Source organism: Pseudomonas putida S13.1.2, from assembly GCF_000498395.2.
GTDB classification, from domain to species: Bacteria; Pseudomonadota; Gammaproteobacteria; order Pseudomonadales; family Pseudomonadaceae; genus Aquipseudomonas; species Aquipseudomonas putida_Q.
Window position 1 is genome coordinate 6,267,358 of sequence record NZ_CP010979.1, and the last position, 13,733, is coordinate 6,281,090.

Annotated in this window: 9 protein-coding genes; 3 read left to right on the forward strand and 6 right to left on the reverse strand. The window is 63.2% G+C overall.

The genetic code is table 11. From position 1 onward, the window contains the following. Nucleotides 1-49: 49 nt before the first annotated feature. The 3 genes from N805_RS27730 to N805_RS27740 form a co-directional block, all read right to left on the reverse strand. Nucleotides 50-2,461 carry a glucose/quinate/shikimate family membrane-bound PQQ-dependent dehydrogenase gene (locus N805_RS27730; protein ID WP_019471240.1) on the reverse strand — a complete coding sequence of 804 codons (2,412 nt, stop codon included), beginning with the start codon at nt 2,459-2,461 and terminating at the stop codon, nt 50-52. A gap of 30 nt (nt 2,462-2,491) precedes the next feature. After that, nucleotides 2,492-3,826, reverse strand: coding sequence for a carbohydrate porin (locus N805_RS27735; RefSeq protein ID WP_019471239.1), 1,335 nt, complete (start codon nt 3,824-3,826; stop codon nt 2,492-2,494). A gap of 316 nt (nt 3,827-4,142) precedes the next feature. Then, complete coding sequence (locus N805_RS27740) at nt 4,143-6,191, reverse strand: TonB-dependent receptor (protein ID WP_019471238.1); 2,049 nt, start codon at nt 6,189-6,191, stop codon at nt 4,143-4,145. A 164-nt stretch (nt 6,192-6,355) separates the two neighbouring features. Here N805_RS27740 and N805_RS27745 point away from each other — a divergent pair, with 164 nt between their 5' ends. Next, on the forward strand, nt 6,356-6,577 hold the full coding sequence (locus tag N805_RS27745; RefSeq protein ID WP_016488810.1) for a VF530 family DNA-binding protein: 222 nt from the start codon (nt 6,356-6,358) through the stop codon (nt 6,575-6,577). Between the two features lies 1 nt (nt 6,578). Next, entirely contained in the window at nt 6,579-7,214 is a 636-nt protein-coding gene (locus N805_RS27750; RefSeq protein ID WP_019471237.1) for a Pr6Pr family membrane protein, read from the forward strand. Between the two features lie 119 nt (nt 7,215-7,333). Here N805_RS27750 and N805_RS27755 read toward each other — a convergent pair whose 3' ends face one another. The 3 genes from N805_RS27755 to N805_RS27765 form a co-directional block, all read right to left on the reverse strand. Further along, on the reverse strand, nt 7,334-8,095 hold the full coding sequence (locus tag N805_RS27755; RefSeq protein ID WP_019471236.1) for a siderophore-interacting protein: 762 nt from the start codon (nt 8,093-8,095) through the stop codon (nt 7,334-7,336). Beyond that, nucleotides 8,088-8,633, reverse strand: a complete 546-nt coding sequence (locus tag N805_RS27760) for a PadR family transcriptional regulator (protein WP_019471235.1) — start codon at nt 8,631-8,633, stop codon at nt 8,088-8,090. The genes N805_RS27755 and N805_RS27760 overlap by 8 nt, the downstream gene beginning before the upstream one ends. A gap of 89 nt (nt 8,634-8,722) precedes the next feature. Then, entirely contained in the window at nt 8,723-11,872 is a 3,150-nt protein-coding gene (locus N805_RS27765; protein ID WP_019471234.1) for a transglycosylase domain-containing protein, read from the reverse strand. Nucleotides 11,873-12,263: 391 nt separating this feature from the next. On the opposite strand from N805_RS27765, the gene N805_RS27770 reads away from it, so the two are divergent. Beyond that, nucleotides 12,264-13,682 (forward strand): amino acid permease, encoded by a 1,419-nt coding sequence (locus N805_RS27770; RefSeq protein ID WP_019471233.1) that lies wholly within the window; start codon nt 12,264-12,266, stop codon nt 13,680-13,682. Nucleotides 13,683-13,733: the final 51 nt, after the last annotated feature.

The window sequence follows — 13,733 nt, forward strand, 5'->3', positions numbered from 1 at the left end:
TACAGGGGAATGAGCCCCGCAAGCAGGGCTCGATACTTAAGTCAGTAACTTACTCAGCCAATTTGTAAGCGATGATGTAATCGCCCATCTTGGTGCCCAGCGAGCCATGGCCGCCGGCGGTCACCAGCACATACTGCTTGCCATCCTTGCCGGTGTAGGTCATCGGCGTGGCCTGGCCACCCGCTGGCAAGCGAGCACTCCACAGTTCCTTGCCGTTGTTCACGTCATAGGCGCGCAGGTACTGGTCCAGGGTGCCGCTGAGGAAGCCGACGCCACCGGCGGTCACGATCGAACCGCCCATGCTCGGCACGCCAACCGGCAGGCCGATCGGTACCGGGGTGCTGTCGCGGGTGGTGCCGTTCTTGTGTTTCCACACCACCTTGTTGGTGAACAGGTCGATGGCGGCGACATAGCCCCAGGCGGGCGCCTGGCACGGGACGCCCAGCGGCGACATGAACGGGTGCATGGTGACCGCGTACGGCGCGCCGGTATTGGGCTGCACGCCGCTGGTCTCGCTTTCGCGCTTGCTGCCTTCGGCTACCTGCTCGCGCGGGACCATCTTCGACACGAAGGCCATGTAGTTGGGCGAGGTGAACAGCAGTTGGCGCACGGGGTCGACGGACACGCTGCCCCAGTTGAATACACCCACGTTACCCGGGTAGATCAGCGAACCCTGCTCGGAGGGCGGGGTGTACTGGCCTTCGTAGCGCAGTTCGCGGAACTGGATGCGGCACAGCATCTGGTCGAACGGCGTAGCGCCCCACATGGCCTGTTCGGTCAGCTCAGGGCCGAGCAGGTTAAGGTCGGAGCGGGCCTGGGTCGGCGAGGTGTGGTCGCCCTTCACTGCGCCTTGCGGGGTGGGGATTTCGCGGATCGGCACGATCGGCGTACCGTCGCGGCGGTCGAGCACGTACAGGCTGCCTTGCTTGGTTGGCACGATGACCGCAGGCTTCACGCCATCGTCAGTCTTCAGGTGGACCAGGGTCGGCTGGCTGCCCACGTCCATGTCCCACAGGTCGTGGTGGGTAAACTGGTAGTTCCAGCGGACCTTGCCGGTGGCCAGGTCAAGGGCGACCACGCCGGCACTGTACTTCTCGGCACCGGGGGTGCGGTCGGCGCCCCACTGGTCAGGGGTCTGGTTGCCCAAAGGCAGGTAGATCATGCCGAGGTCTTCGTCGACGCTGGCAATCGACCACATGTTGGCTGAGTTGCGGCTGTACATCTTGCCGGCGGCCAATGGCTTGGTGTCGTCCGGGTTGTTGCTGTCCCAGTTCCACACCAGGTGGCCATCGTGCACGTCGTAGGCGCGGATCACGCCTGACGGCTCGTTGGTCGACTCGTTGTCGGTGACGTGGCCACCAATGATCACCAGGTCACGGGTGATAGCGGCGGGCGAGGTGGAGTAGTAGCCGCCGGCAGTGAACGGGCCGATGCCGGTGGTGAGGTCGATCACACCCTGGTTGGCAAAACCTTCGCAGACCTTGCCGTTGTCGGCGTTGATGGCGATCAGGCGGGCATCTGCGGTAGGCAGGTACAGGCGGCGCGGGCAGGCCTGGGCCACGGCCTGTCCAGCGTCGGTAATTTTCGGTACCGGGCTGCCGTCGCGGCTGACGTAGCGGTTTTCGTCATAGTACGAAACGCCGCGGCAGGTCATGTGGGCAAAGCCCTTGAAGGTACCGGTCGGGCTCTTGACCTGCGGGTCGTAGCGCCAGATTTCCGCGCCGGTGTCCGGGTCCAGGGCCAGCAGGCGGCTGTGTGCGGTACAGGCGTAGAGCATGCCGTTGACCTTCAGCGGGGTGTTCTGGTTGGTCAGCTCCACCGGGTCGTTTTCGGTCGGCAGGTCACCCGTTTGAATGCGCCAGGCTTCTTCCAGGCGATAGGCATTCTGCGGGGTGATCTGGCGCAGTGGCGAATAGCGGTCACCATGCTCGGTGCGGCCGTAGGCCTGCCACTCGCCATCGGGCATGGCCGGGGCGGCGCTGGCCATTTCGCTGCTTTCGCGGCCCAGCTCGCCGAACACTTCGCCGGGGTGGGTGAACTGGCTGCCCAGGGCACATGCGCCCGAAGCAACCACGGCAACGCCCAGCAGTGCAGTGTTGGCCTTGCTGGCCGGGCCGATCAACGGGCGACGTGCCCACGGCAGCAGCAGCACCACGCCGATGGCAAACCAGATGGCCAGGCGTGGCACCAGTTGCCACCAGTCCAGGCCCACTTCAAGCAGGGCCCATACGGTGCTGCCCAGCAGCACCAGGCCGTACAGGCCCAGGCCAATGCGGCGCTGGGCCAGCAGCAGGATGCCCGAAAGGGCAAAGCCGATACCGGCGATCAGGTAGTACAGCGATCCGCCCAGCTGGCTCAGCTTGATACCACCGGCCAGCAGGGCCAGGCCCATCAGCAACAGCAGCGCGCCGATCAGGCGAGGTAGCCAGCGGCTTCCTTGGTTGGCACCTTCAGTGCTCATCGTAGGTTCTCCGTCAGGTCAAAAAGGGGGTTAGAAACTGCTCTGGATCTTCAGGCCGCCGACCAGGGCGCCATCGACCTGCGACACCCCGCCCGGGTGGCGGATGTACTGCAGGTTGGGGCGTACCGTGAGCCAGTCGGCCAAATGGATGCCGTAGTACAGCTCGGCGCTGTACTCGGTGTCCTGCACGGGCAGGAAACCGGGGTTGTCGTAGTCGTGGAGGCCGGCGGCCTGGTTGGCCAGGCGGGCGTTCTTGCGGTAGGCAGGGTTGACGTGCACGCGTGCCAGGGCGAAACCGATGTCGTCCTTGGCGCGGGCGTCGAAAGGCCCTTTGTATACCAGTCCTGCCTGCACATAGTTGTCGATGGCATTGGTCTTCTTGTCATGCACTGTGGCGTTGGCGAACAGGCTCAGGCCACGCGACTGGTCGGAGGCCAGCGAGGTTACCTGCTGCTGGGCGCCGAGCCACATGCCGTGCTTGCTCGAACTGCTGCGGTAGGCGGCGCCGCTGAGGGCGGCCGGCTGGCCGTTGCTGTCCTTGAGAACATCCTGTGCCTTGGCATTACTGTAGTAGTAGCCGGCGCGATATTCCCCTTTCAGGCCTTGGATACGTGGGGTCCATACCAGTTCGACCGGTATTACCGCGCCCTGGGTGCCGCTGCCGCTGAGCTTGAAACCGTTACCAGATTCGAGGTTGGAGGGGTTCTGCTCGAACACGCCGACCTGGGTGTAGAGCGTGTCGCTGAGGTTATAGCGCACGCGCAGGGCCCACTGGCTGACCGGCCAGTTGTACCAGATGCCACCCACCCAGTTGCCCACCTGCGAGCCGCAGAAGGCCAGGTTCTGGAAGTCGCAAGGGAAGCTGTTGAAGTCCTCGCCTTCGCCGAAGCGGCCGAATTTCACGTCCAGCGCACCATCGAAGTACTTCTGCTTGATCCACATCTGCGTCAGCCGCCAGGTTTCGCCACGGCCCCAGACTTCCTGGGCCGAGGTGAAGCCGCCAACGCGGGGGTCGTTGATGCGATCGTTGCTGATGTTGTCGCCGTGGCGCTCGGTGATGGTCAGCTGGAATTCGGCGTCTTGCCAGCCGAGGATCTTGTCCAGGTCCAGGTGGCTGCCAAAGGTGAACTGGTCGCTGTAGCGCGCGGTACGGTCGTGGTCGTAGCCACCGTGCAGGTTGCTGCCCATCTCCCCGGTGTAGCCGAGGGTGAAGTCGTAGCCTTTTTCCAGCAATTCGCTGCGCGTGCCGCCCCAGTCGCCGAGCATCCATGGGGAGTCGCTGGCGAACATTTCGCTGGCGCTGACGGGCATCGCCAAGGCACTGAGGGTAAGGCCGATGTAACAGGTTTTGGGCAGTTGGAGCATGAGATAGCGCTATCTTTTGATTATTGAAAAAACGGCAAGCGCACCGAAGGGCATGCCCTTCAATGGATATGGCGACAAGATGGTTTCAGTGAAGCGATTCAGCTTCAGGGGGGAGGATATAGCGGAAGTTGTAAGAAAAAAAGACAAATTGTCGCAGGGGATTGTTGTTCAGCGGGTAACAATGGTCTGAAAGGGGCTGCTTTGCAGCCCATCGCCGGCAAGCCAGCTCCCACAGAATTGCGCTAGCACTGAGGACAGTGCAGTACCTGTGGGAGCTGGCTTGCCGGCGATTGGGGCGCAAAGCGCTCCCGCGATTTCAGAAGGTGGTACGCAACCCCACTTCCACACTGCGCCCCGGTGCCGGTGCGATATCGCGCAGGATCGAGCTGGCATAGCGCACGGTCTGGTCGGTGAGGTTTTCGCCGCGCACAAATGCCAGCCACTGGCTCTGGCCAATGTCGAAGCGGTAACCAACGCTAGCCCCCAGCGTGGTGTAGCCATCGGTGCTGGTTTCGTTGGCCGGCTTGCGGTGCTGCGATGCCGCATGTTGCACATCTACCCGCGCCTGCCAGCGGTCCAGTTCCCAGACCAGGCCGCTGTTCAAGCGCAGCGGGGCGATGCGTGGCAAAGGTTCGCCACTGTCGAGGTTCTTGGCCCGGGTGTAGTCACCGGACAGTTCCAGCGCGAAGCTGCCGTAACGGTTCTCGACCAGCTGCCAGCGGTCCTGGGCCTCGATGCCATAGAAACGCGCCCGCACGCCCTGGTACTGGTATTCCGGGAAACCATCGTGGTCATGATCGTGGTCGTGGTCATCCTCGCCATGGTCGTGGTCATGCCCGCCCTCGCGCAGGTTGCCGGTGCCGATCAGCCCGATGTAGTTGCGAAAGTGGCTGTAGAACACCCCGACACTGCCTTTGTGGGTGCCATTGTCGAAGCGCAGCGCCAGGTCGGCGGAAATGGCCTTTTCCTTGTTCAGGCTGGCGTCACCCACTTCAAAGGCGCCGGTGGCCACATGCGCGCCATTGGCATACAGCTCGTAGAAGGTCGGGGCACGCTCGGTGTAGCCGAGGTTGGCGGCCAGCGACCAGATCGGGTCGAGCTGGTACACCGCACCGGAGGACAGGCTGAAGGCGTTGAAGCTGCTGGCGCTGTCGGCATCGACGAAGTTTTCGTTGCCTTTGGCGTCCGGGTCTACCCGGGTGTGTTCCAGGCGTGCGCCCAGGCTCAGGTTCAGCCGCTCTGTGGCCTGCCATTGCTCCAGCATGAACAGCGCCAGGCTGTCGGTATTGGTGTGTGGGACAAAGGCTTCCTCGCCCAGGGCAGAGAATTCGTTGCGGCTGACCTGGGCACCGATCACCCCCTCTACCGGGCCGAGCGGCTGGTGGCGGGCTTCGATACGTGCTTCGTAGCCCTTGTTCTTGAAGGTGGTGTGCACCTCGCCTTCTTCGATCTCGCTGTGTTCGTAATCTGTATAGCCAGCATCGACCTTGACCGAGCTGAACGGGCCGTCCAGGTCGCGCAGCTCGGAGGCGAAGGCGTAGTGGTCCTGTTTCATGTCCAGGCGCACACCGGGTTCGGCCACCGAGCCGTAATTGCTGTCGTAGCCGCTGTACGAGAGGCCGGCGTACCCGTGATCCCAGTGATAGGCACCACCGACTGCACCGCCGTCCTGACGGCCGTCGCTGTTTTCCAGGCGGTGTTTGCTGCCGGGCTCATCGGCGTCACGTACCTTGGCGCTGCGGGCGTAGCCGGGGATGCGCAGGTCGTTGAACTGGCGGCTGTTGGCATCCAGGTGCAGGGCGAAGGCACCGTTGCCCGCCTCCAGCTTGCCGGCGCTGCTGCGCGTGGTGTCGGCGCCACCGTAGCGCAGCTCGCCGGCACCGTGGATGCCTTCGATCGGTGCATCCGGAATGCGGTTGTCGAAGGTGTTGACCACGCCACCGATGGCGTTGCCGCCGTAGAGCAGGGCGGCCGGGCCACGGACGATCTCGACGCGGTCGACGGTGACCGGGTCCAGCGGCACGGCGTGGTCATAGGACAGCGATGAGGCGTCCAGGGCGCCGACGCCATTGCGCAGGATGCGAATGCGGTCGCCGTCCAGGCCGCGGATCACCGGGCGGCTGGCCCCAGGGCCGAACCAGGTAGAGGCGACACCCGGCTGTTTGTTCAGGGTTTCACCGAGGCTGCCGTGCTGTTGTTGCAGCAGGTTGTCGCCTTCGAGCACGGTGCTGGGGGAGGCCAGCTGGCGGTTGCCCAGCGGATTGGCAGTAATCACCTGAGGTTCGAGTTCCACGGCCTGGCTGGGCGATGCAGCCAGCCAGAGCGCGACGGCAAGGGGGGAGAGGCGAAGCGGTGTGTACAACATTGGGTTGGGGCGTTCCTTGGCAGATGCTTTTTTAATGTTACAACATAACATAACTATTTCAGCACAGAGGTTTTGCCCCTGGCCAGCATTTTTTCTGGCGCCTCGACTGATCCCACCCATCGCTACACTCGTGTAAGGTGCGCATCTTTCCCACGGAGCACAGCATGAGCACGGCCCAACACAACGCGCTGCACGGCAAAACCCTTGAACAGATCCTCACCGAGCTGGTGGCGCACTACCAATGGCAGGGCCTGGCCGAGCGCATCGATGTGCGTTGCTTCAAGAGCAACCCCAGCATCAAGTCGAGCCTGGCCTTTTTGCGCAAGACGCCGTGGGCGCGGGAAAAGGTCGAGCAGCTGTACGTGAAGCTGCAGCGCCAGGCCTGATATGCCGCCGCGCCCCTGGCTGACCGGCATCGCCGTACTGGGCTGGTTCGGCCTGACTGTGCAGGTTTACCTGGTGCTGCTGGCACGCTGGCAGGAACAGGCCAGCCTGATTGGCGGCCTGATCAATGTGTTCGGCTACTTCACCGTGCTGACCAATACCTTGGTGGCGACGGTACTCAGCTATGCGGCGTTCGGTCGTGAAGGCCGAGCCAGGCGTTTTTTCCTGTCGCCGTCGGTGAGTACGGCAGTGGCCGCCAGCATCGTGCTGGTGGCGCTGGCCTACAGCGTGTTGCTGCGCCACTTGTGGCAACCGCAGGGTTGGCAGTGGCTGGCGGACGAGTTGCTACACGACGTGATGCCTTTGCTGTATGCCTTGTACTGGTGGTGCGAGGTGCCCAAGGGCAGCCTGCGGCTATGGCACCTGGCGGTGTGGGCGATGTACCCGGCGGTGTATTTCGCCTATGCGCTGTGGCGGGGGAGCGACATTGGGGTGTATGCCTACCCGTTCATCGATGTGGCGAGCCTGGGGTATGGGCAGGTGATGCTCAATGCGCTGGGGGTGCTGGCGGGGTTCTGGGGGATTGGGTTGGTGCTGCTTGGGCTGGATCGGTGGCGCGGGGTGCGGAAATTTGCTTAGCCTGTGCTGGCCTCTTCGCGGGTAAACCCGCTCCCACAGGTACTTCACAAACCTTTAGGGCAGTGGAGTACCTGTGGGAGCTGGCTTGCCGGCGATAGGGCCAGTGCATGTAACCAAGATCACTCGTCGTCCGCAGTCCCGTCAGCACGCCAGTAGGCCGCAGCCTTCAGCGCATCCTCAGGCACACCTTTCTCCAGCAGCAGTGCCTTGGCCTGGCGGGTCAGGGCTTTTTCCAGCGCCACCCAGCCATACAACCGGCCTTGCGGCAAGGTCAGGTTCTTCACCAGTTCCAGCAAATCTTCTTGCTGGCGACGCACCCAGATGACTTCGACTTGCGCCTTGCTTGGCAGCGGCTGGCGCTCCTGCTCGTCTTCGATCTGGATCACCGCCAGCACCTGGCGGCCAGCCGGCAGTTCGTCCAACCGGCGACCAATTGCCGGAATGGCGGTTTCGTCACCAATCAGCAGGTAGCTGTCGAACATATCCGGCACCACCATCGATGCCCGTGGCCCGGCGATGTCCAGGGTTTGCCCCGGCGTGGCCTGGGCGGCCCAGGTGGAGGCCGGGCCATCACCGTGCAGCACGAAGTCGATGTCCAGTTCATTGGCCACCAGGTCGATGCGCCGCGGCGTGTACTCGCGCATGGTGGGCCGTGCGCCACCGTCCCGGCCCATATTACGGGCCTCGATGGCCTGCTGTTGCTCCGGCGTTTCGGCGAACAGCAGCTTGATATGGTCGTCGCTGCCGACGCTGGTGAAGCCTTGCAGTTCGGCACCGCCGAGGGTGATGCGGCGCATGCGTGGGGTCAGCTCGGTGACCCGCAGTACCTGCAGACGGCGTTGGCGGATCTCGTGGTTGACGCGGTGGATGGTGTCACTCATGGGAAGTCTCCCTGACAGGTTCGGCCGGCCCGGAGGCGATGGCCTTGGCGGTATGGTTGAGCAAGTCGCGGACCCGTTGGATTTCCTCCGGTGTCCAGCGACCGCTGTGCATGTGCAGTGCGTGGCGCAGGTTGCCGACCGCTTCATGGATCTCTGGCGGGCGGTCGTGGCCGCGCAGGGCACGTTTGCTGACTTCGATGCGCATGCGCACGCCGTCCATCGCGACGGCCTGCTCGGCCAGGGCGCTGCGCCCGGCGTCGGTGATGGCATAGAGGCGCTTGCTGCCCTGCACCTGGCCGCTGATCAGCTCGGCCTCTTCAAGAAAATTCAGCGTGGGGTAGATCACCCCAGGGCTTGGGCTGTAGCTGCCGTCGAACAGGTTTTCGATCTGGCGGATCAGGTCGTAGCCGTGGCCGGGCTGTTCGGCGAGCAGGTCAAGCATCAGCAGCTTGAGGTCACCGGGGGCGAAGACGCGTGGGCCGCGCTCGCCGCGGCCGGGGCGCCGCTCGAAGGGATCATGGGGGGTGTGTTCACGCATGGGGGCAGGGCTCCGTCGTTCGCGATATATCGTAAGATATTACTCAAGATATATCTAAAGACAAGCCCTTTAATGCAGATGATTATCATCTATTGATTCGATGCATTCCCCGCTGCGGGTGGTGTATGCAGCGCAACCTGCGGCGGTTTGCATTCATTCGGATTGCCCGGCTGCAGGTATGGCATGAGGATCGGGGCCATGCCCTTGAGCACCTGCACCGGCAGCGCCGAGGTGAATTTGAACGCTTCTGCCGAGCGCCCCGGCACGAAGGCAGTGAGGGTGCCGAAGTGGTTGTCGCCCAGGAAGAACACGAAGGTGGCGGTACGGTTCAGCGAGCGCGAGCCGATCAGCCGACCGCCGGCGCCGAAGCTTTCGATGCGGTTGTCACCGGTGCCGGTCTTGCCCCCCATCACCAGTGGCGTGCCGTCCTGCAGCTTGAAGCTGCCGGAAATACGCCGCGCAGTGCCTGCATCGACCACCTGCGACATGGCGCCTTTGAGTGCGCGTGCTACTTCCACCGGCAGAATCCGCACGCCCCGGTCCGGGTCGGTGATCAATTTGGTCTCATAAGGTGTGTTGGCTGCAAAGTGCAGGGTGTCGATGCGCAAGGTAGGCAGGCGTATGCCGTCGTTCTGGATAATGCCGACAAGTTCGGAGAGGGCGGCAGGGCGGTCGCCGGAACTGCCGATGGCGGTGGCCAGCGAGGGCACCAGGTGGTCGAATGGATAGCCCACGCGTTTCCAGCGCTGGTGGATGTCGAGGAAGGCTTCGATCTCGACCATGGTGCGGATGCGGCTGTCGCGGGCCCCTTGGTGGCGGCTCTTGAACAGCCAGCTGTACACCTCCTGGCGTTCGAAGCGGCTGGCGTTGACCATTTCGGTCAAGGTCGAGCTTGGGTTTTTCAACAGATAGCCAAGCAGCCAAAGGTCCAGCGGGTGGACCTTGGCAATGTAGCCCTGGTCGGGCAGGTCGTATTTGCCCGGGCCATAGGCGTCATACATCTCTGACAGGCGGCCGTCAGTCAGCTTGCCCAAGGCAGCTTTGTCGCCCTTGATGTGGGCACGTACGAAGGCATTGAAGGTTTCCTGGCCTGCTTCGGGGAACAGGTAGCGGTGCACCGCCGCCAGACGCTGCGGGGTCACGCGCATGCTGTCCAGGAAGGTGTCCAGGCGCTGTTGCGAGGTTTTGCGCTGGTATTTCTTCCAGAAGCGCATCAGGTAGTTGGTGCCTTCCTTGTCGGCGAAGCGGGCCAGGTATTCCTGGCGGCGAGGGTCGGCGTCGTCCTTGAGCAGCGGCACGCGGTTGTACGGCTGCTGGTAGGTCACGTAGCGCACCAGGTCGCGCATCAGGCGGATGAACGGCAGGTTGATCGATTCGCGCAGCGCATCCTTGAGCGTCGGGTTGCGGCTGTTGTCTTCCTTGCGGAAGTTGTTGAACACGTGCATGCCGCCGCCTGTGAAGAAGGCTTCACCGGTATTGGCGGAGTATTTGCGCTCCAGCGCGGCGTCGAGCATGGCGTCCAGGCTCTGGTTCTTGCTGTTCTGCGCCAGCCATTCCAGCGACCACTGGGTGATGCGGTCCAGTTCGGCGACATCGACCTTCTTCAGCTCGGCAGCGGGCTTGCCGGCGTATTTGTCGTGCAGCTCGGCAACGATCTCCAGGTAGGTGGTCAGCACCCGTAACTTGGCGGTGGAGCCCAGCTCCAGCTTGCTGCCTTCGTTGATGTCGAAGGGCTGGTTGGTGCTGTCGGTCTGTACCCGTACCCGCGAGCCGTCGGCGGTGCGCTCGAACAGGGTGAAGCTGTAGCTGACCTGGTCGGTGGTCTTGGTGGTGAGCAGGCGTTCGCCGATCAGCCCCATCTGCGCGGCAAACTCCGGGTCGGCAAGGTTTTTCAGGTACTGGCTGACCTGCAGCTGCAGGTCGGCCTGCAGGGTACTGGTGGCCGACACATCGAGGCGGTCAAGGTCGTACAGCGGGCGGTTGAGCATGGCTGCCAGGCGGTTGCGCGCCAGGCTGATGCCCTTGTTGGTAACGATCGGCACGATGGTTGGTTGCGCTACCCAGTCGCGGTAGACCGCCTTGCTGGCCAGCGCGGCTTCGGCCAATGGCTGCTCGATCACATGGTTGGCGGCAAGCACGCGGATGTGCGAATCGGTGAGTTCGGCCAACTCGACCCGGCCCTTGGACAGGTAGTGGGACGGGCGGCGCTGGGCAATCATCAGCGACAGCACCTGGCGCAGGGCAAGGCCGCGTGTAGCCATGCTTTCGGCGTCGCTGGCAGTGGAATTCAGGGCCTGGTTGACCTGGTCGAAGTCGGCGCCGTACCACACCCGCAAGCCTTCGGCCATGCCGTGCACTTCGCCGTGCCCAGGCACGGCCGACAGCGGCACACTGTTGAGGTAGTCGCGCACGATGCGCTGGCGTGCTTCGGTGGTATCCGGGCCGCCCTGATAGGCACGCACGCTGGCAGAAATCATCTGGCGGATTTTCTCGGCACCCGACACGGTCAGGCCGTCCGGTGAGTGGCGGTACTTTTCCAGCTGCGTCGCCAACGTGCTACCGCCCGCGGACTGACCGGGCAAGGCCAGGTACTTGGCCACCTGGCTGTAGGCGGCCTTGGCAAACCGTGGCCAGTCCACGGCCGGGTTGTTGCGCGGGTCCTGGGTATCGAGCAGGTCGCGGTTCTCGATGAACAGCAGGCTGTTGACCATCACCGGCGGGATCGCGGCAAAGTCCGGGTACAGGTGCTGCGGGTAGTTGTACTGGTACAACGTATCGCCGCGGCAGTCGGTGATCGACAGGCCAGCCTGAATCTTCTCGATATAGGGTGCGAACAGCCCATGTTCGACGTAGTTCATCAGCGCGGGTGAGAACTTTACCTGCTCAGTGATGAGGTAGTCGCGCTTGAGCAGGCGTGGCAGGAATTCGCCCAGGGCACTGTAGCCCAGGCGCCTGTCGAACGGCCCCTCACCGGGGTAGATGATTGCATCGCTAGGGCCGGGCTCCAGCGAGTAGGTCAGCGTACCGGCCAGTTTGCTGAACTCGCGCGATTGCAGTTCGGAGGTGCGGAATTCGTCATACGCCGCGAAACCGATGGCCACCAGCGCCACCAGCAGGATGAGGATGATCAGCCGCCACCATAGCCGACGCTGACGGGGGGACTTTGGTTGTGGCGTCTCGGCCGGAGGTATCTCGGGTGCTTCCGTTCTGCTTGGTTCCGATTGCCACAGTGCGCCCATAGTCTTCAATCCGGCCAGGTATTTTCGTCTTGCTTGTCTGAAGCTTAGACGTTGAGCGGGTGAGGTGAAAATTTTGTAGGAGGTGGAGAAGAGCGGTGTAGGGCTATGCGGCTTTGGTGTGGGTTTCTTGATACGGCGATGTTGGTATGGTGCCGGGGCAGCTTTCAGGGCCGCTGCGCCCGCCAGAAAACTTGCTGATTATTCCTGTATATACAGCGAAAATCCCTGCATCGGTCTTCCTATACTGCTCGGCCCCTTCGCCCTGCCGGGCGCTCTATCCCGGCACACGGGCCGGCCCACGAGGCCAGCCTGGCAAGCCAACGCCACGCCTATCGGCATGGCCGGTGCTGCACGAAGGTCAAATCCAATAACAAAATGAGGTTGTATTGCTATGCCAGTCGGCAACCACTCTGCCCATGGCCAGGCCAATGAAGGCGGCCCGCTCAAGCGTGAACTGGGCGAACGGCACATCCGCCTGATGGCGCTGGGCGCCTGTATCGGCGTCGGTCTTTTCCTCGGTTCGGCCAAAGCCATCGAAATGGCCGGCCCTGCCATCATGCTGTCCTACATCATCGGTGGCCTGGCCATCCTGGTGATCATGCGCGCCCTTGGCGAAATGGCCGTGCATAACCCGGTCGCCGGGTCGTTCAGCCGCTACGCCCAAGACTATCTCGGCCCGCTGGCGGGCTTTCTCACCGGCTGGAACTACTGGTTCCTGTGGCTGGTGACCTGTGTCGCCGAAATTACCGCAGTGGCCATTTACATGGGCATCTGGTTCCCCGACGTCCCTCGCTGGATCTGGGCCCTGGCGGCCTTGGGCAGCATGGGCGCGGTCAACCTGGTGGCGGTGAAGGCCTTTGGTGAGTTCGAGTTCTGGTTTGCCCTGATCAAGATCGTCACCATCATCGCCATGGTCCTGGGCGGCATCGGCGTCATCGCCTTCGGCTTTGGCAATGACGGTGTGGCTGTGGGTGTCTCCAACCTGTGGAGCAACGGCGGTTTCATGCCAAATGGCGTGACCGGCGTGCTGATGTCGCTGCAAATGGTGATGTTCGCCTACCTGGGCGTGGAAATGATCGGCTTGACCGCCGGCGAAGCACGCAACCCGCAAAAAACCATCCCGCAGGCCATTGGCTCGGTGTTCTGGCGTATCTTGCTGTTCTACGTCGGCGCGTTGTTCGTGATCCTGTCGATCTACCCGTGGAACGAAATCGGCAGCCAGGGCAGCCCGTTCGTCATGACCTTCGAGCGCCTCGGCATCAAGACCGCCGCCGGCATCATCAACTTCGTGGTCATCACCGCGGCGCTGTCGTCGTGCAACGGCGGCATTTTCAGCACCGGGCGCATGCTCTACAGCCTGGCGCAGAACGGCCAGGCTCCGGCGGCCTTCGCCCGCACCTCGAAAAACGGCGTACCGCGCAATGCGCTGCTGCTGTCGATTGGCGCGCTGCTGTTGGGCGTGCTGGCCAACTACCTGGTGCCGGAAAAGGTGTTTGTCTGGGTAACCTCGATTGCCACCTTCGGTGCGATCTGGACCTGGGTGATGATCCTGCTGGCGCAGCTCAAGTTCCGTGCCGGCCTTTCCACCGCTGAGCGCAAGGCGCTGAAGTACCGCATGTGGCTGTGGCCGCTGAGTTCCTACCTGGCGCTGGGCTTCCTGGTGCTGGTGGTTGGCTTGATGGCGTACTTCGAGGATACCCGTGTGGCCCTGTACATTGGCCCGGCGTTCCTGGTGCTGCTGACGGTGCTGTACTACGCGTTGCGCCTGGCGCCGAAAGACGTGCAAGGTGTGGCCAGTACCGCTTCCTGATCTGAAATAGCCGGGGCCGCTTTGCGGCCCATCGCGACGCAAGGCCGCTCC

Coding starts and splice junctions, on each gene's coding strand:
- N805_RS27745 (WP_016488810.1), top strand. CDS start 6,356: ATGAGCACGGCCCAACACAACGCGCTGCACGGCAAAACCCTTGAACAG.
- N805_RS27750 (WP_019471237.1), top strand. CDS start 6,579: ATGCCGCCGCGCCCCTGGCTGACCGGCATCGCCGTACTGGGCTGGTTC.
- N805_RS27730 (WP_019471240.1), bottom strand. CDS start 2,461: ATGAGCACTGAAGGTGCCAACCAAGGAAGCCGCTGGCTACCTCGCCTG.
- N805_RS27755 (WP_019471236.1), bottom strand. CDS start 8,095: ATGAGTGACACCATCCACCGCGTCAACCACGAGATCCGCCAACGCCGT.
- N805_RS27740 (WP_019471238.1), bottom strand. CDS start 6,191: ATGTTGTACACACCGCTTCGCCTCTCCCCCCTTGCCGTCGCGCTCTGG.
- N805_RS27770 (WP_019471233.1), top strand. CDS start 12,264: ATGCCAGTCGGCAACCACTCTGCCCATGGCCAGGCCAATGAAGGCGGC.
- N805_RS27765 (WP_019471234.1), bottom strand. CDS start 11,872: ATGGGCGCACTGTGGCAATCGGAACCAAGCAGAACGGAAGCACCCGAG.
- N805_RS27760 (WP_019471235.1), bottom strand. CDS start 8,633: ATGCGTGAACACACCCCCCATGATCCCTTCGAGCGGCGCCCCGGCCGC.
- N805_RS27735 (WP_019471239.1), bottom strand. CDS start 3,826: ATGCTCCAACTGCCCAAAACCTGTTACATCGGCCTTACCCTCAGTGCC.